General features: G+C 49.7%; 20 protein-coding genes. 6 read left to right on the top strand and 14 right to left on the bottom strand.

Annotated features, from left to right (window positions below; genetic code table 11):
* Nucleotides 1-116: 116 nt before the first annotated feature.
* From L9G74_RS19320 to L9G74_RS19270, 11 genes are all read right to left on the bottom strand, one after another.
* Nucleotides 117-2,030, bottom strand: a complete 1,914-nt coding sequence (locus tag L9G74_RS19320; protein ID WP_238898413.1) for a CocE/NonD family hydrolase — start codon at nt 2,028-2,030, stop codon at nt 117-119.
* 200 nt (nt 2,031-2,230) lie between these two features.
* Complete coding sequence (locus L9G74_RS19315; protein ID WP_238898412.1) at nt 2,231-4,135, bottom strand: CocE/NonD family hydrolase; 1,905 nt, start codon at nt 4,133-4,135, stop codon at nt 2,231-2,233.
* Nucleotides 4,136-4,373: 238 nt separating this feature from the next.
* Entirely contained in the window at nt 4,374-5,756 is a 1,383-nt protein-coding gene (gene dbpA, locus L9G74_RS19310) for an ATP-dependent RNA helicase DbpA (protein WP_275297530.1), read from the bottom strand.
* 94 nt (nt 5,757-5,850) lie between these two features.
* On the bottom strand, nt 5,851-7,146 hold the full coding sequence (locus L9G74_RS19305) for a glycerophosphodiester phosphodiesterase family protein (RefSeq protein ID WP_238898411.1): 1,296 nt from the start codon (nt 7,144-7,146) through the stop codon (nt 5,851-5,853).
* Nucleotides 7,147-7,237: 91 nt separating this feature from the next.
* Nucleotides 7,238-7,450 carry a hypothetical protein gene (locus tag L9G74_RS19300; RefSeq protein ID WP_238898410.1) on the bottom strand — a complete coding sequence of 71 codons (213 nt, stop codon included), beginning with the start codon at nt 7,448-7,450 and terminating at the stop codon, nt 7,238-7,240.
* Nucleotides 7,440-7,940: an HAD family hydrolase gene (locus L9G74_RS19295; RefSeq protein ID WP_238898409.1), complete on the bottom strand. Its 501-nt coding sequence runs from the start codon at nt 7,938-7,940 to the stop codon at nt 7,440-7,442. The genes L9G74_RS19300 and L9G74_RS19295 overlap by 11 nt, the downstream gene beginning before the upstream one ends.
* 36 nt (nt 7,941-7,976) lie before the next feature.
* Nucleotides 7,977-8,411, bottom strand: a complete 435-nt coding sequence (locus L9G74_RS19290) for a hypothetical protein (RefSeq protein WP_238898408.1) — start codon at nt 8,409-8,411, stop codon at nt 7,977-7,979.
* Entirely contained in the window at nt 8,404-8,805 is a 402-nt protein-coding gene (locus tag L9G74_RS19285; RefSeq protein ID WP_238898407.1) for a hypothetical protein, read from the bottom strand. The genes L9G74_RS19290 and L9G74_RS19285 overlap by 8 nt, the downstream gene beginning before the upstream one ends.
* Before the next feature lie 126 nt (nt 8,806-8,931).
* The gene (locus L9G74_RS19280; protein WP_238898406.1) at nt 8,932-9,273 is read right to left on the bottom strand and encodes a hypothetical protein; all 342 of its coding nucleotides are present in this window, start codon (nt 9,271-9,273) and stop codon (nt 8,932-8,934) included.
* 22 nt (nt 9,274-9,295) lie between these two features.
* Nucleotides 9,296-9,733, bottom strand: a complete 438-nt coding sequence (locus L9G74_RS19275; protein WP_238898405.1) for a GNAT family N-acetyltransferase — start codon at nt 9,731-9,733, stop codon at nt 9,296-9,298.
* A gap of 62 nt (nt 9,734-9,795) precedes the next feature.
* On the bottom strand, nt 9,796-10,719 hold the full coding sequence (locus tag L9G74_RS19270) for a LysR family transcriptional regulator (protein ID WP_238898404.1): 924 nt from the start codon (nt 10,717-10,719) through the stop codon (nt 9,796-9,798).
* Nucleotides 10,720-10,911: 192 nt separating this feature from the next.
* Between L9G74_RS19270 and L9G74_RS19265 the strand changes: the two genes are divergently transcribed.
* Together L9G74_RS19265 and L9G74_RS19260 are read left to right on the top strand one after the other, a co-directional pair.
* Entirely contained in the window at nt 10,912-11,328 is a 417-nt protein-coding gene (locus L9G74_RS19265) for a universal stress protein (RefSeq protein WP_238898403.1), read from the top strand.
* 35 nt (nt 11,329-11,363) lie between these two features.
* Nucleotides 11,364-12,587: an MFS transporter gene (locus L9G74_RS19260; protein WP_238898402.1), complete on the top strand. Its 1,224-nt coding sequence runs from the start codon at nt 11,364-11,366 to the stop codon at nt 12,585-12,587.
* A gap of 83 nt (nt 12,588-12,670) precedes the next feature.
* Here the strand turns inward: L9G74_RS19260 and L9G74_RS19255 are convergent, their stop codons facing one another.
* From L9G74_RS19255 to L9G74_RS19245, 3 genes are read right to left on the bottom strand one after another with little or no spacing between them, the layout of a single operon-like run.
* Entirely contained in the window at nt 12,671-13,159 is a 489-nt protein-coding gene (locus L9G74_RS19255; RefSeq protein WP_238898401.1) for a GNAT family N-acetyltransferase, read from the bottom strand.
* Complete coding sequence (locus L9G74_RS19250; protein WP_238898400.1) at nt 13,137-13,541, bottom strand: ribosomal maturation YjgA family protein; 405 nt, start codon at nt 13,539-13,541, stop codon at nt 13,137-13,139. The genes L9G74_RS19255 and L9G74_RS19250 overlap by 23 nt, the downstream gene beginning before the upstream one ends.
* A gap of 19 nt (nt 13,542-13,560) precedes the next feature.
* Nucleotides 13,561-13,971, bottom strand: a complete 411-nt coding sequence (locus L9G74_RS19245; protein ID WP_238898399.1) for a hypothetical protein — start codon at nt 13,969-13,971, stop codon at nt 13,561-13,563.
* A gap of 173 nt (nt 13,972-14,144) precedes the next feature.
* On the opposite strand from L9G74_RS19245, the gene L9G74_RS19240 reads away from it, so the two are divergent.
* From L9G74_RS19240 to L9G74_RS19225, 4 genes are all read left to right on the top strand, one after another.
* Nucleotides 14,145-14,648, top strand: coding sequence for a MarR family winged helix-turn-helix transcriptional regulator (locus L9G74_RS19240; protein ID WP_238898398.1), 504 nt, complete (start codon nt 14,145-14,147; stop codon nt 14,646-14,648).
* A 406-nt stretch (nt 14,649-15,054) separates the two neighbouring features.
* Entirely contained in the window at nt 15,055-15,621 is a 567-nt protein-coding gene (locus L9G74_RS19235; RefSeq protein WP_238898397.1) for an LOG family protein, read from the top strand.
* 187 nt (nt 15,622-15,808) lie between these two features.
* Nucleotides 15,809-16,441 (top strand): hypothetical protein, encoded by a 633-nt coding sequence (locus tag L9G74_RS19230; protein ID WP_238898396.1) that lies wholly within the window; start codon nt 15,809-15,811, stop codon nt 16,439-16,441.
* A 67-nt stretch (nt 16,442-16,508) separates the two neighbouring features.
* Nucleotides 16,509-16,925, top strand: a complete 417-nt coding sequence (locus L9G74_RS19225; protein ID WP_238898395.1) for a hypothetical protein — start codon at nt 16,509-16,511, stop codon at nt 16,923-16,925.
* The last annotated feature ends 92 nt before the right edge of the window (nt 16,926-17,017 follow it).

Below are 17,017 nucleotides of genomic sequence, written 5' to 3'. Positions count from 1 at the left end.
ACGTTACTGGCAATCAAGCAAAAGGTCGAGCAAGTACCATACTCACTCGACCTTGATTTAGTTCAGCAACACCGTCTCATCAGACTGGCGCAATAAGCTAATCGCGGTAGAACTTACTACTTCGCAATCGGCAGCACGATATTTGATGGCGCTTTAGCATCGTGATGCACCTTGATGGTGGCTTTTTTATAATCCTGCGGCTTAGCCCAGAAGATGTTATCCACGTAGGTTTGTGGGTTGCGGTCATACAGCGGGGACAAGCTTGATTGCACCTGCACCATGATCTTATGCCCCGGCAGGAACACGTGATCCACGTTCGGCAGTTCAAACTGATAATGTTCCACTTTGTCTGGCGTTAACGCGGCCGGTTTATCAAAGCCATGGACATAACGACCACGGAAGATCTCAATCCCCAACGGCAGTTCAAAGCCGGTCATCTCTTGGCCGACATAACCTTGCGCATGCCCTTCAGACGTCGTATTCGGGTACACATCCACCAGTTTCACCACCCAGTCACCATCGCTGCCAGAGGTTGAGGCAAACAGGTTCACCAGCGGTGCACCCATAATGTGCACCGGTTTATCGAGCACATCGCTGCTGTACACCAATACGTCTGGACGGCTTGAGGCAAAACGTTGGTCATGCACTAACCACGGTTTCCATTGGCTGGAATCATCCATATTGATGGGGCGCGGAATAAACGGCACCGGCTTAGCGGGATCAGACACATAATCATCAAACGCTTGCTTGGCTTTTGGCGCATCAAACGACAGGCCAAAGTTATCACTCAGGTAGATTTTTTTACCTTCGCCCATTGGCCATTTGCTGGATTCTGTCCACTGATTTACGCCGGTGCTGTAGGTCAACACTGGCGGTGTTTTTGGATCAGGTGCGCCTTTGAGGTAATGATCGAAAAACGGTTTCATGTACTTCACGCGGAACTCTTTGGCGGTATCGCCAGTAAAGGTCAGCGCGCCAAGTTCATAACCGTAGTGATTTACGCCAGAGTGGCGCCACGGGCCAATCACCAACGACACTTTGTCGTTGTTTTTATCTTTCGGCTCAATCGCTTTATATACCGCTGGTGCGCCGTAAGAATCCTCTTGGTCCCATTGACCAACAATCAACATGGTCGGTACTTTCAGCGGCTCTTTGGCGAGGATTTTGTCGACCGCCTGCAATGACCAAAACTCCGTGTACGCTGGGTTTTCAGTCATCTTGCGCAAGAATGGATAGTCTTGATAGCCCCATTTTTTGATGAAATCACCGGTCGAGCCAGCTTCCAAAAAGCGCGTGTAATCATCCATTGGTTCAGTTGCCACACCAGCACTCTCTGCTTTGGCGGTGCTTTGCTCAACGGTGTAACCGATATTCACATTACGAAATGCGCCGTTGTGGAACCAGTCATCCCCCATCCAGCCATCAACCATCGGGCTTTGTGGTGCCGCGGCTTTTAGTGCTGGATGCGGATTAATCTCCGCCATCAAACTGGTAAAACCAAGATATGACGAGCCAACAATACCGACATTGCCGTTAGTTTCCGCCACGTTTTTCACCAACCAATCAATGGTGTCATACGCATCGGTGGATTCATCAATGCCGGTGTTATTTAGCGGGCCAACCACTGGCCGATTGGTAATGTACTCACCTTCAGAGTTGTGCAACCCGCGAATATCTTGGTAGACGCGAATGTAATTGTCTTGCACATACTCGATGTCCATCGCATCGACCAACTCTGCAATATGTTGGCTGGTATTACGCGAGGTGCTGCCTTTGGCGTCGTACGGCGTGCGACTTAGCAAAATCGGCGCAGTCTTGGTGCCCTTTTTCATCAAAATGACGGTGTAAAGTTTAGTGCCATCGCGCATTGGCACCATTTCTACCCGTTTGATGTAGTCGGCTTCAGGGCGGATTTTGTTATAGCTGGCAACGCCATCTGGCGTCATTGGGGTGACTTTATCTGCCGCCGCATAGGCTGCAGGCAACAGGCCACTGGCAGCAATGGCCACCAGCAAAGGATTCAGTTTCATGGAAAAGCCTCTATCTAATGTTGGCAATGGCGTCGAGCTAATGCATTGAGCCACGAGGACGCACATCGCCTTTTTATGATTGTTATATGGTCGGCCAAACGGCGCGAGCAGTGGACTAAGGTACCCCGTCCACCGCGCTGCCGCAAAAGGCAAAAATGTTACATGGCGTAACGCATTGCCTTACGCAGCATCTTTGGCGCTTATTTAACGATGGGCAACTCAATATTAGTGTTGTGGAACACGCTCATGGTGGCCTTTTGATAATCCTGCGGTTTAGCCCAGAAGATATTATCCACATAAGTTTGCGGGTTGCGGTCATACAGCGGGAATAAGCTCGATTGCACTTGGATCATCAACTTATGCCCCGGCAGAAACACGTGATCAACGTTTGGCAACGCAAACTGATAGTGCTCTACTTTGCCCGGTGTTAACGGCGCGGGCGAGGCAAAGCCATGCACATAACGGCCACGGAACGCTTCCAGCCCGACCGCCAGTTCAAAGCCGGTCATCTCTTGGCCGACATAGCCTTGCGCATGCCCTTCTGAAGTAGTGTTGGGATAAACATCAATCAGCTTCACCACCCAATCAGCGTCGGTGCCGGTGGTGGATGCAAACAAGTTCACCAATGGCGCGCCCATGATGTGCAGCGGTTTATCGAGCACCTCACTGGTGTACACCAATACATCAGGGCGACTCGAGGCAAAGCGTTGATCATGCACTAACCAAGGGCGCCACTGGTCGGAATCATTTAAGTTAATCGGCCGCGGTACAAACGGCACCGGCTTGGCCGGATCGGCCACATAATCATCGTGGGCTTTAGCGTTGCCATCTGGCTTGAATGACAGCCCCATATCAGCATTTACATACAGTTTTTGCGGCGTGCCCATCGGCCATTTTGGCGAGACATTCCACTTATTTTCGCCAGTGGCGTAGGTCAGTACCGGCGGTGTTTTGGGATCTGGTGCCCCTTTAAGGTGGTGGTCGAAAAACGGCTTCATGTACTTCAGACGAAACTCTTTGGCAGTGTCACCAGTAAAGGTTAGCGCACCGAGGTTATAACCATAATGATTGACGCCAGAATGGCGCCACGGGCCAATCACCAACGACACCATATCGTTATTTTTATCTTTCGGCTCAATCGCTTTATACACCGCTGGCGCGCCGTAGGAATCCTCTTGGTCCCACTGACCGACAATCAGCATGGTCGGCACTTTTAGCGGCTGCTTGGCGAGGATTTTATCCACCGCCTGTAGTGACCAAAACTCAGTGTAAGCCGGATTTTCGGTCATCTTGCGCAGCATCGGATAGTGCTCAAAACCCCACTTTTTCAGGTAATCGCCGGTAGAACCCGCTTCTAAAAAGCGACTGTAATCATCTTGTGCGCCCGTGGCGGTACCTTCGCTTTCAGCTTTAGCGGTACTTTGTACTACCGAGTAGTTGATCACCGCATTGCGAAAGGCGCCGTTGTGAAACCAATCATCGCCCATCCAACCATCAACCATCGGGCTTTGCGGCGCGGCGGCTTTGAGTGCCGGATGCGGATTAATTTCCGCCATCAGCGTGGTAAAGCCCAAGTAGGATGAGCCGATAATGCCGACGTTGCCGTTACTTTCCGGTACGTTTTTCACTAGCCAATCAATGGTGTCGTACGCATCAGTGGATTCATCAATCCCAGTGCTATTCAGCGGGCCAGTGAGTGGCCGATTGCCGATAAACTCACCTTCCGATTGATGCACGCCGCGCAAGTCTTGATAGACGCGAATGTAGTTATCTTCGACATAATCCACATCCATGATCGGCACAAGTTGATTCAGATGCTGGCTGTTACCGCGAATGGCGCTAGCGGCGGCGTTGTAAGGCGTGCGACTTAGCAGAATTGGCGCGTTCTTGGTGCCCTTTTTCATCAGCATGATGGTGTATAACTTGGTGCCATCGCGCATAGGGATCATCACTTCGCGCTTAATAAAATCCGCTTCAGGGCGGACGGTTTCATAGCTGGCCACGCCATCGGGCGTCATCGGGGTGACTTTATCGCTAGCTGCTGCGCATAACGCGGGCGCAACACTGGCGGCCAGTAGCGCCAATGTGACTGGGTGAAGTTTCATGGATTGCCTCAATTGTGTTGACGATATTTTTATGGGTTGATGTCTACGCATCTTTTTTGAATACCGTATACGTTTCAACCATTAATGGCAAAACAAAACTAAAACAAAGCATTACAATCAGGCAACATGAATAAGCGAACTTACAGCATGGCTAAAGCCCTTGTTGGCAGCATAAAAAAACGGCCTGAACTCAGTTCAGGCCGTTGTCGAATTTGGCTAATAGATGGCTGCGAGCAAATTAACGTCCCATCACCCAAGCGCGGAATGATTTGCCTTTGAGCTTGCCTTCACTGAGTTTCTTGGCCGCTTGTTTACCGAGTTCACGGCGTACCGCAACATAGGCCCAGATGTCGTTGACTTGGATTTTGCCAACATCGCTGCCGCTAATATCTGTGCCAGCGGTCAAGGCGCCGAGAATATCACCCGGACGCAGCTTGTGCTTTTTACCGCCTTCGATACGGATACAGCTCATGTTGGCCAGCAGCGGCGCGGTGTTGGTCACTTCTGGCAACTCATCAAATTGCAGTGTGCCGTAGCGGTCTTCTAGCAGTGCCAAACGCATATCATCGTTGCCCGCCACTAAACTCAACGCCACACCTTTAGCACCGGCGCGGCCAGTACGACCGATACGGTGCACGTGCGCCTCTTGCTCAAAGGCCAGTTGGTAGTTGATGACGAGATCTAGCGCATCGATATCCAAACCACGCGCGGCCACATCGGTTGCCACCAGCACTACCGCACTTTTCAGGGCGAAGGCCACTAAGGCGCGATCGCGTTCACGCTGATCCAGATCGCCATGCAGTGCTACCGCATCAAAACCTTTATCGGCCAAGAAGTCGGCCACATCTTGGGTTTCTTGCTTGGTGTTACAAAACACCACGGCGCTTTCTGGCCGCTGTTTTAATAGCAATTGATACACCGCTTGGCGACGCGCTTCGGCATTGCTAATGCGATAAAACGTCTGCTGAATATTGGCGTTAACTGCGCTCTCAGCCACTTTGACTTCAACTGGTTGCTGCAAGGTGGCTTTTGCCAACGCGAGGATCGATTCAGGGAAGGTGGCGCTAAACAACAGGTTTTGGCGCTTAAGCGGCAGAAACGCGCGGATTTGATCTAATGCGTCGGTAAAGCCCATCTCCAACATGCGGTCGGCTTCATCCAAAACGAATTGGTTAACATCATCTAGGAACAGACGGCGCTGTTCGAGATGTTCCAACACGCGGCCAGGCGTACCGACAATGATGTGCGCGCCGTGTTCCAGCGAGCCAATTTGTGGGCCGATTGGTGTGCCGCCGCACAGGGTCAAAATCTTAATATTGTGAATGCCACGGGCAAATTTACGCAGCTCACTGGCGACTTGGTCAGCCAGTTCGCGAGTTGGACACAACACCAAAGATTGCACGCGGAACAGTTTCACGTCCAACTGCTGCAAAATGCCCAAACCAAAGGCGCAAGTTTTACCTGAGCCGGTTTTGGCTTGCGCCAGCACATCGCGGCCATCAAGAATAGCTGGCAAGCTTTGCGCTTGAATTGGCGTCATGTGCGCGAAGCCTAGATCAGCCATGGTCGCAATAAGTGAAGGTTGCAGCGGCAATGCGCTAAAGTCAGTAGATGAAGTCAAAATAGATCCTGATGCCCAGTCAAACAGAAAGGAAAGCGTGAAAAAACGCGCTATTGTAGCAGTTATTCAACTTTGTGCTTGGAATTGTGCGCGATCACAACTCCATGCAGTTGGCGTAATAGGTCACTGTGCCGGGCCAATCGCTAAAGATCGCGCTAACGCCCACCTGTTTCGCTAATACATCCAACACCTTAAGCATATCGCCATCCTTGTGAATGGCCTGTTGTACCGATTGATAGTACCAACCGCCACCGTTAGCGAGCGGGCCAGAACGTTCAAAACTCCACGCCACAATCTTCAATCCGGCTTTTTTCGCTTCTAAGGCGTAACGCGATGGCACAATCTCGCCGTCAGCATTGACAGTCAGCAGCATCCACATGGCAGGAGCGATAGTGGTCACGCCCTGCTGTTTTAGCTCGGCCATGCTCCAACGCCAACTGCTCGGCAGCATTGGATCAAACTGTTCGCTGTTGCTGCCTTCATCAAGAAACAACGCCTGCTGGCCAAAAGCGGGCTCATGCTCAATCCAGTAACGTACATCGGCCAACGAGAACGACTGCGGCAACACTTCACTGGCGCTAATCCCTGCCTTACGGTAGCTATCAATTAACTTTTGCGCATATTGCTGCTGCGTCATGCCGTTAAATGGCATCGGCACCATCGGCGCTTTTAACTCAGGGGTTTGTTTAACGCCGAGTTGTTTAAACAGCGCAATGGATTCGTCCAAACTCATTAAGGTGCCGCGTTGCTGATATAACTCGGTGCGCCAAGCCGGTGTGCCTGCCAGATAATCTGCTGGCGTAGTGGCTTGCGGATTCGCGCCCTCCATTTTGCCCTTGAGCTGTTTAAACTGTGCCAGCGTGATATCTGAGGTGCAGCACTGCACTGCTGCGGGTTTACCGCTAGCAAGATCGGCGGGCGAAAATGGCTGACGGCACTGTTGGGCGATGTCGTCATGCAGCAGAATGTCGGTCGTTTCGGCCAGATCGCACTGGCTATGGCGGCAAACCAATTCATTATCTTTGGTAAAAGTGACATCACACTCCAGCGTGCCCGCGCCCATACGCGCGCCAGCGAGATAGCCTTCTTTGGTGTGTTCAGGGAATTGCAGCGGTGCGCCGCGATGGGAAATAACAAACTCACTGCGATAGAACGGCCCAGCAGCACACTGCTGCAGTTTGTCTTTGAGGGCGCCGTCGTCCAGATCATCTACCAGATACAGCGGCCGCACACCCACCTGCGCAGCAACACCGTGGTTGGCCTGCTGGGAGTTGGCCGCATCGGCCGTGGCCGACTGGGTGGCACAACCTGCCACACCCAACAGATTTATTACCGCGAAGCCTAATGCGACTTGCCGCGCGGCTAACTTGCATACTGCTAACTTGCTCATAACCGTCCATTAGTGATTCCTTTCGAACCACCAGCTTAACGGCAATTGATGACAATTTCGACAGTGTTGATGGATTAACGCCTGCAGCTTATCAAGCCTTGTGCTGCTGCGCTTTGATGAAGGCAGACACTGAACCATCCCAACCGCAACTAACACAGCGGCCTGCTCGCATTTGATGGTTGCAGTTATCATAGCCATACAGCTGATGAGCGCACTCCGGGCACAGGCCACTCATCGGCGACACGGCCACAATAAAACGGCTGCCGCATTCGGCGCAGGTTTGCATTGGCAGGTTATCCTTCATGTTCGTTTTCCTTCACTGCATCAATCAAGGCGGTTAATTCACTAATCTGCCGCACTTGCGGCGCATGCGCGTTGTCTACGCCCGTTGGATTAAACCAAATGGCTTGCGCGCCTGCGGCCAAAGCGGGGGCAATGTCGTGGTGATAGTTGTCGCCGACCATCAACAATTGACCAGTTGGCACGGCTAACGCTGCCGCCAGCCGCTCAAAAAATTCCGGCGAGCCTTTGCCAATACCGAGATTGGCCTTGCAGAAATAGCCGCGAATAAATGGCGCTAAACCAACACGGCTAAAGGCAGCGTGAATATCCGCCTCAGCAGAATCAGCGGCGTTGGTAGCAATGTAGATTGCATGCTGGCGCGATAGCTGCGCCAAGGTGGCTAGCGCACCATCAACGGCGCGCACTTCCGGCCAATCACACATTTTACCGGGCTGTTCGGGGAAGTCGACCATCAAGGTATCGCCCCAATCAAACAAGTAGATAGTGTTCAACGCCCTGCTCCCCTGCCACATTCAACGGCTACGCTATTAGCCATTATTGCTCAGTAGTTGCTGCTGTTTTTTCTTGGCGGTGCGCCCCTGAAATATCAACAGACCGCTCAATATCAGTAGCAGCGTCGATATCATGCCCCCCGCAACATAATCGCTCATCATCTCTAAGGCGTAGGCGTTTTCCATCGCCATCAGCTCAGGTGATAACCGCATGGCGAACATCGACACCACCACCAACAAGGTCATGCCAATACCGGAGAGTAACGTTATGCCGGTCACCGTCTGCCAATTTGAGCCTCTAAACAACGCCAGCCCCAGCAGGTGGAAAATGACTAACGGAATACAACTCAGCGACAGCATAACCCATTTGCCGTTACCCGCCTCTGGCACGTTGATAAACGCAAATAACCCTACCATGTACACCAAAAAACCGGCGCCAATAAAAAACAACACACCGAAGACATTACGCATGCGTCACAGGCTCCTCAGTTGGCTTAGCAAAATAGGCATTAGCATTGGGGAGATAGAGGAAGAACGTACAGACAAGGAAAATAACCATTCCGGGGACCAGCATGGCCTTGGACGGCATATTGAACAATGACACGGCAAAAGAAAATAGATGCCAGCCAACATACAGCCAGCGGCCGACATTGTTACCTTTGAGCAGCAAAAATCCATTAATCACCAGCACAAACAACGCAGTGGCTGAAAATAGATATTGAAAAGCCACGGGTAACGCATTCGACTGCATCATTTGCTGCGCCAGCGGGTTATTTAGTGTCAACAATCCCGTCATTAAAGACAGCAAACTTACCACGACAAGGTACCAACCAATAATGGTCACTGATGTTGGGCGTCCTTTCATACATACTCCTATTGAACAACATCTAAAGATATAAGCTATTGAATCGATTAATAAGTTAAAAATCACGCGTGATTAACACGCTGTAATGCGGCGGCAATAATACCTGCTTTTTTTGATAGGGGGCAGTTATCTATCGGCATCGTAATAAAAGGGCAACTGCGGCGCATCAAAATCACCATCGTCGTATTTATCACTGATATGCGCTGGCAGCATCGGCCGCATTTTAGCGTGGATGGCAGTGTGCAACAGCTTATAAGCGCGTGGGTCATTGACCGAACCGAGAAAGCGTTCGATATCCGCTAGCGTTTGGTAATGTTGCGGTTGGTGGAAGAAACGTTGAAATTCTTGCAAGGTCGCAAAAACGTACAGCAAGTCTTTGAGGTTGACCGTCACCTGTTCATTGGCGTCAATGGCGGCTAAGCCGTAGGTAGCCAGCTGTTCTAAATCATCGCTAAATTGTTTACTCACGTAATCCCTCAATATCCCTATTTCAGTCGTTTACTTTAAGTCGCTTTACCAGGCAATAAGTGGTGTGGCCTTTTGGGTGATCGGCCAACTCACCATAGACGGTGTAACCCAACTTTTCGTAAAACGGCTTGGCCTGAAAATCCAAAGTCTCCACCCGCACGGCGCTAAAACCCTGCGCCAGCGCATGTGCTTCTGCGGCCTCAAGCAGTTGCCGCCCCACGCCGTGGCCGCGACAGTTATCGGCTAACCACAGCAGTTCAATAATGCAATAATCCCAAAAGGCGTTGGCGCGAATGCCGCCACACACCTGCCCGAGGGCATCACGGGCAAACACGGCAAAGTAGTTGTCGGCTTCTAGCGCAACCGCATCAGGCAAAAAGCGCTGGTTGTAGGACTGAATACCGCGGCTGAGTACCGCGAGATCATCGCGTTCTGGCGTGCGGGTAACTTCAATATCCATATCAGCTCGTCCTCAGTTGGCTATCGCACTATGCAAACGCCAAGCCTAATAAAAACAACGGGCTAAGACAATTCACCTAACCGCGCATCGCGCTCCATCAACTTGGCATATTCACCGATAAACTCGCAAAAGTTACGGGCGGCAGGCGAAAGATAGCGGTTTTCCATCCACGATAACAAGATAGTGCGCTGCATGGCATCGTGGTTGATCGGCAACTTCACCAAGTGCTCGCGCGGTGCACCCTGCCACCAGCTTTCTGGCATTAATGCCACGCCAACGCCATCTCGCACCAGATGCGCAATCACGCTGCTATCAAAACTTTCAAACACCACATTGGGGCGGAACCCGGCCTGCAAGCACACGCGATCGGTGATTTCACGAATACCGTCCTCGCGCGGATAACTAACAAATTTTTCCTGCGCAATATCGTCCAGCGTCACCGAAGCCTGTTGTGCCAGCGGATGGTCATCTCGCACGGCAAGACAGATTTTTTCGCTCATCAACGTTTGTGATGCCACGCTGTTGCCATCGCTGGGGTATTCCAACGGCAGCGACGTAATGCACAAGTCCACTACTCCATCACGCAGTTGGTTAGCAATCTCATAGCGCCCCGCCACTTGGAACAGTCGGAATTTAATCTCGGGATGCTGCGATAGATAGTTAGCAAACAGATTAGGCAGAATTTGCGAGGTGGTGACACCGACCGTGACATGGCCGGTGTCGTCGCCAGCCATATCGGCAAGCTCCTGCTTGGCCTGCTCCAGCTCGTTAAAAATTGCTTTGACCCGTTTTAGCAGCACTTCACCGCACGGATTAAGCTCCAAGCGCCGCCCACGGCGATCAAACAGTGGCACGCCAAATTGTTGTTCAAGATTGGCAATGGTTTTACTGAGCGCCGGCTGCGCCACGTTGAGTTGTTCGGCGGCACGGGTCATGTTGCCCAGTTCGGCCACCAGTTGAAACGCTTGCAGATGGGAAAAATTCATCTATATAACTTTTTAGATATTAAATTATTAGAAAATATATATTTTTAATTATTAAAAATCAATGATATACCTAGCACTCAGATTTGTTTTACCTCTTTCCGTGCAAGATGCGCTCAATTTCCCGCTCCCCAACGCTTAGCGCGCGGCTCGATCTTCGCCCGACATCTTGCCGTTTTCTAAGGAATAAACACTATGTTGGGATCAAAACTCTTAGTCGGCTACGACGGCGCTGAGCTGTCCAGTCGCGCCCTAGATACTGCGTTAGCTCAGTTACGCGACCATCCGCAAATCACCGTTGATGTGGTGTATGTCGAAGAAGTCGCCAAGCTGAGCAACGGCGTTGAAGTGATTGATGACAATGTACAACATCGCAACGATACGCTGTTTGAGCAACTACAAAATAAGGTAAAGGACATTTCGGCGCGCGTCCATTTGCACCGCCTAAGCGGCCAAAACGCCTCCTATGTATTGCTGCGTTTTGCTGAAGAACATAACAACGACTTGATCATCGTCGGCAGTCGCGGCCTCACCGGCATTCGCGAATTTCTCGGCAGTGTCAGTCACGCGGTAGTGCAGCACTCCTTAGTGCCGGTGCTTATCGTCAAATAATCCCTGTTTCGTTCATCAGTTTTAACGGAAATCTTATGTCTGCAACTAAAAGCGTCCTCTGGACCAAAGATTACATTATCAACAGCGTTATCTGCTTTCTTATCAACTTGGCTTATTACCTCACCATGGTCGTGGTAACCGATTACGCCATGAAAAGCATGCACGTATCACTCGGTGTGGCGGGGTTATCCTGCGGCATTATTATTCTCGGCGTACTGGCAGCCAGGCTGTTTGTCGGCCGCTCCATTGAACGTATCGGCACTAAGTTGTGTTTATACATTGGCTTAGCCGTGTTCCTCGTCGGCGCGCTGGCTAACCTGTGGGTGCATGACATCTACAGTTTGTGTTTGGTCAGGTTTGTTCAGGGTATCGGTTTCGGTGCCGCCTCAACGGCCACCGCAACCATCATGGCGGAAATTGTCCCTGAAGAACGCCGTGGCGAAGGCACCAGTTACTTTTCACTGTTTGTCACACTCGCAACCGCCATCGGCCCATTTGCTGGGCTGTATGCCTATAGCAACGGCGATTTGAGCGTCAACTTAGTGGCTTCATGCATTCTGCTAGTGATTGGCGTTGCCTTAGCTTACATTTTAGTGGCGCCAAAATCGGTGGTATTACCCAAAACTACCGCTGACAAATCCGGCTTGTCGCTGGATGCCTTTTTCACCGTTAAAGCGCTGCCGCTATCGTTGATCACCTTCTTTGTTGCTATCGGTTTTGCCTCATTGCTGGGCTTTATCTCGCCCTACACCTCTGAACAAGGCTTAGAAACCGGCGGCAAGTTCTTCTTTATCATGTACGCCATCTTCACTTTTATCAGCCGTCCAGTCACCGGCAAACTGTTTGACCGTAAAGGTGCCAACATCGTGATGATGCCGGCGTTTGTGTTGTTTGCCATTGGCTTGTGTGTACTCGGAATGGCGCACAGCAACTTTGCCATTTTGGCGGCAGGCGCTCTGATTGGTTTAGGTTTTGGGACGTTTATGTCGTGCTCACAAGCGATTGTGATCAAACTGGCGCCCGCCGGACAGATGGGCAAAGCCAACTCTACCTTCTTTATCTTTATGGATTTAGGTGTCGGCCTTGGCCCGTTGATGTTGGGAGCAATTGTGCCATCACTGCAATTCTCTGGCATGTATGAACTGCTGGCAGTAGTGATGCTGTTGTGCTTAGTGGCTTACTATATTTTGCATGGCCGTAAACAAGCGCAGCACCAACGTGAACAACAGCTACAACTGAGTCAACATATGAGCCATTAACGGCGTTCAGTTCGGCTAGCTTATATCGTTTTCATCTGCATCAACCCACAGCAGCCCACATCTGCTGTGGGTTGATTTTTATATCAATCTTGTTTGAGCGTTTTATACATCACGTAGCAATCCACCAAACCTAGCTCGCCGTGACGATAGGCCTTTGGCAAGGTGCCGACGATATCAAAACCGAGTTTCTGCCACAGCGTTACCGCCACTTCATTGGTCGAAACCACACAGTTAAACTGCATCGCAGTAAAACCTGCCGCTAGCGCTTGTTGCTGCGAGTGTTGACACATCTTGCGTGCAATGCCTTTACCGCGCGCCGCCACACTGACCATATAACCGCAGTTACATACGTGATTCCCCGGCCCCATGGCATTGGCTTTGAGATAATAGATGCCGAGCACTTGCCCATTTTCGACCCAAGCAAAGCTGTACTGCGGTATTTCACACCATAAGTGGTACGCCTCAGCCTCGGTAATATCGGCGGCATAAGCATAGGTTTGCTCTGCCTGCACAATCGCTTGAAAGGTGGGCCAGAACTGAGCAAATTGCTCACGAGTTAACGTGCTGATCACGGCGTACTCCTTTAACGCGGCGGGTGAATGCATCGAGCAATAGAATTGACAGCAAACCACAACTGTAGGCCAGCAGGTCGAGCCAATCAAAGGTCGAACCAATCACAATACGCGCCACACGATACTGTTCCAAACCGAGCACACTGACCAGATTGAAATATTGGCCGACCTCAATGGCACAGGCAAATAACCACGTGGCGAGTGCGAGCCATAACGGTCTGAGCTTGATAAAGGCGGCCGCGGAATAATGGAGCCACACCACAACCAACACATCGCCCATAAATGGCCGAATAAAACGGTCGTGTACATAAAGCGCGATAAACACCAACAGCAGCAATAACGCTACGCTGGCGGCAAAGTAATAGCGATGAAATCGAAGCAAATCCGTATCCTTGCTGACGTTAAGCGGGCAGTAAAAACTGATGAATCTTATCGCGCACCGCTTGCCAATCGATGGCGCGAAAACTGACGAGCGGCTGTTGCCAATTTTCCTCGATGGGCGGCGATAAACGGTAAGTTAAAGTGTGCCCGCCAACTCGCTGGGTAAAGCTTTGCTTGGGTGAGGGAGCAATTATAGGCTCAGCTTGCCAAGCTAATAGCAGTAGTTGATAACAACCATCGGCGTTGCCTTCAGGTAGCCACCCTAGATCTATCGTGCGCCGTAAACTGGGGTTTCGCAGCAGCAACATATCCTCATAAAACGGGTAAGCCAACACGCCGTTGGCATCAATACACTGTTGTGGGGTAACTTGATAGAAGTGGTTAATCACCACCTGCCAGCCTGCGGGAATCGACAACGCAACTAATTCCATCTTTGGGTAAATATCCTTATTGTTGGTGCGCCCCAACCATGCGGCAAATATTTGCGCTATTATCCTGTGCTTAGGCAAGGACAGGCAATCTTTTATGGCATTGAAATTTTAGCTATCATGCCAGTCTTTTTTGAAGCATGTAACACGGCTATTTGACAATCTAAGGGTACTTTATGCCAGCGCCACAAACTGCTAACGAGCAAGACCATGCCGATAGATTACTTGAGCAATGGCGACAAGTCAGACCCGAACTCGATTGTTCACCGATGGCGTTTTTTGGCCGTTTAAGCCGTATGGCATTACTGGCCGAACGTGAGATCGTCGCCGTCATCAAACAACATGGATTAACGGCTGGAGAATTCGACGTGCTAGCGGCGTTGCGTAAAAATGCCACACCATTAACCCCCACCGAACTATACCAAAGCACGTTATTAACGTCGGGAGCCATGACTGCGCGGTTAGATAAACTCGAACAACGGGGATTAATCACTCGACAACATTCGCAAAAAGATCGACGCAGCATGATAGTGCAGTTAACACCGGAAGGCATGAGCTTAGTCGATACCACAGTAGACGCCCACGTTGCCAATGAGCAGCAGCTCATCACTCCGTTGACCACCGAAGAGCAACAACTGCTGACAGGACTGATGCGTCGCTGGCTGCTAGCGCATGAGTAATCATCACCCGCGATAATCATTCGCCGCTTTAGCAACTCATTCGCCCCAAAGCGAGCAACATGGTCATCGTTTACATCCATTAGTCGTTTCCCCAACTTAGTTGCCAATGTCATTATTCATCGGCCATTAGCGCGAATACTGTCATGGTTTCGGCCGCTAGCTGAGCGACGCTAACGACAGGCCAGCAAGTATGGGGCGCAAGCACAATAGACGCGACATTGGCTATCCCCACATGACGACAATAGCCAAAAACTGCCCAGCCAGATGCAGGCAGTTATCATCACAAAATCCAGCAATATATCTTTACATCAAGATTCTTAATATATAGATTACTTCTGACTTAGTATCAGGCAAGAGTGGCTCCGATAACGGATAAAACCTCACCATAGTCAATACTGGAATTGTCATGAAAAGTGTTTGTATCTTCTGTGGTTCAGCTAATGGTAACTCAACTGAATATATTGATATTGCTAAACAAACAGGGCGGTTGTTAGCAGACTCCAACATCACCTTAATCTATGGTGGTGGGCGTGTTGGGCTCATGGGAGCGGTGGCCGATGCAGCCCTTGAGCATGGTGGCAAAGTCGTAGGCGTCATGCCACGGTCGTTAGTGGAACAAGAAATCGCCCATGACAGACTGACCGAGTTACATGTGGTGGATTCCATGCATCAGCGCAAAACACTCATGGCCCAATTAGCCGATGGATTTATTACGCTTCCGGGAGGATGTGGGACCATGGAGGAACTATTTGAGCAATGGACGTGGGCGCAGCTCGGTATTCACAACAAACCTTGTAGTCTCCTCAATGTTGCGGGCTATTTTGATCCGCTGATCGACATGATTCAAAAAATGACCACATCGGGTTTCCTTCGGCGGGAGTATCTAGAGATGCTAGTAATCGATATATCGCCAGCAGGGATCTTAAAGCAATTTAAAGAGTATCAACCACCAAAAAAGAAATGGCAGCAGTAACGATGTAAACCATTGAGCTATCCAGTCATAAATATCGATTAATAATCACCTTTGTTGATCGCTTTTATAGTGGGCATAAAATGTTATGGACAATATTGCCGCGAGGTCTCCCTCAAAAAAACACCTACGCACAGATTTAATTTAGAAAATTAAGCACTAATAGCTCAACAGCGTTCAAGGACAGTTTATGAAAATTAACAATTCAAGTTATAACGTGTACACACCAGCACGGAGTAAAATTGAAAATCAACAAAAGCAATATAATGATTTATCACAGCAAAGCATCACAGATATAAAGCCAGCAGCCAAATTTGACACTCAGGCAAACAAAGTGAAGATGGATGATACAAACAACATCGACCCACAGCTAAATTCAATTAAAGAAAAAGACGCACTCAGTAGAACATCCAGCGACTGGGAATATTTATTCAAAAATGATAAACGTCTAGCTGAAATCACCGCTAAAGGTAACAACAACCCAGGGAGTTTAACCGCTGAGGAAGTTGATTATGAACAAAAGGCTCGCGGTTTTGTCAACACCATAGCCAACTTAAATGAAGATGAAAAATCGTTATACAATCTTGCAGTTAGCAAAGGTAACTCATCAGCAGCAGAAGGAATTAGCCAGATCGCTTTAATCAGAATGATGGGGCACGAAGCCACCACAACCAATGGTGAACACTATGACCCGAGAACAACTGAAATTAATGAAGAGAATATAAGCAAGTTATTTATCAATAGCATCAATGACAACAGTGGCAATTCAAAGAACAACTTCCAAGCTTTATTGGCATTACTAAAAGAACAGCCAACTTCTTAGTTAGCCATTATTTAAAATAAATACTGCGCAATTCTAAAATCGCATCCAGCATAAAAATGGAACTCATATGAAAATCAATGAAAATAGCAACATTGCATTTACTCAAAAGACTAAAATAGACAGCCAAAATCAAACAGGGGCAATTAGCTTTGCTAATATCATGTCAAAAGAGATGGAAAAAAGTCAGCAACCTACCGCAGACTTTACCAATATGACCAGAAAAGACTTATTTGATTGGATGAATAGCCAAATACACAGCGGCAAGATGACCTTAGATGAAGGTATCCCCTATTTGGGCATGATAATGAGTAACGATGCCTTAACTGGCGCCCCTATCGACATGGCAACCGATACCACTCGGTTCAACTTTGTCGCAAAAGCTCAAGCAGGCTGGGAAGGCGCTAATGCACGCAATGACATGAGATCGGCACAACAACTACAATCAGCAATAGAGACAATGTTATCCGCTAGGGCAAAAGGCTAATATGCCATCGGCGCAGTATTGCGCGTGGCAAGCTGTCCGTGGTCGTCAATCTACCGAGCTGCGTGAGCAACGTCTGATTTAACGTTACAGCC

It is taken from the genome of Shewanella electrica (assembly GCF_022321485.1).
Taxonomy (GTDB): domain Bacteria; phylum Pseudomonadota; class Gammaproteobacteria; order Enterobacterales; family Shewanellaceae; genus Shewanella; species Shewanella electrica.
The sequence above is the reverse complement of the archived record's forward strand: the minus strand, read 5'-3'. Positions and strand labels throughout refer to the sequence as shown.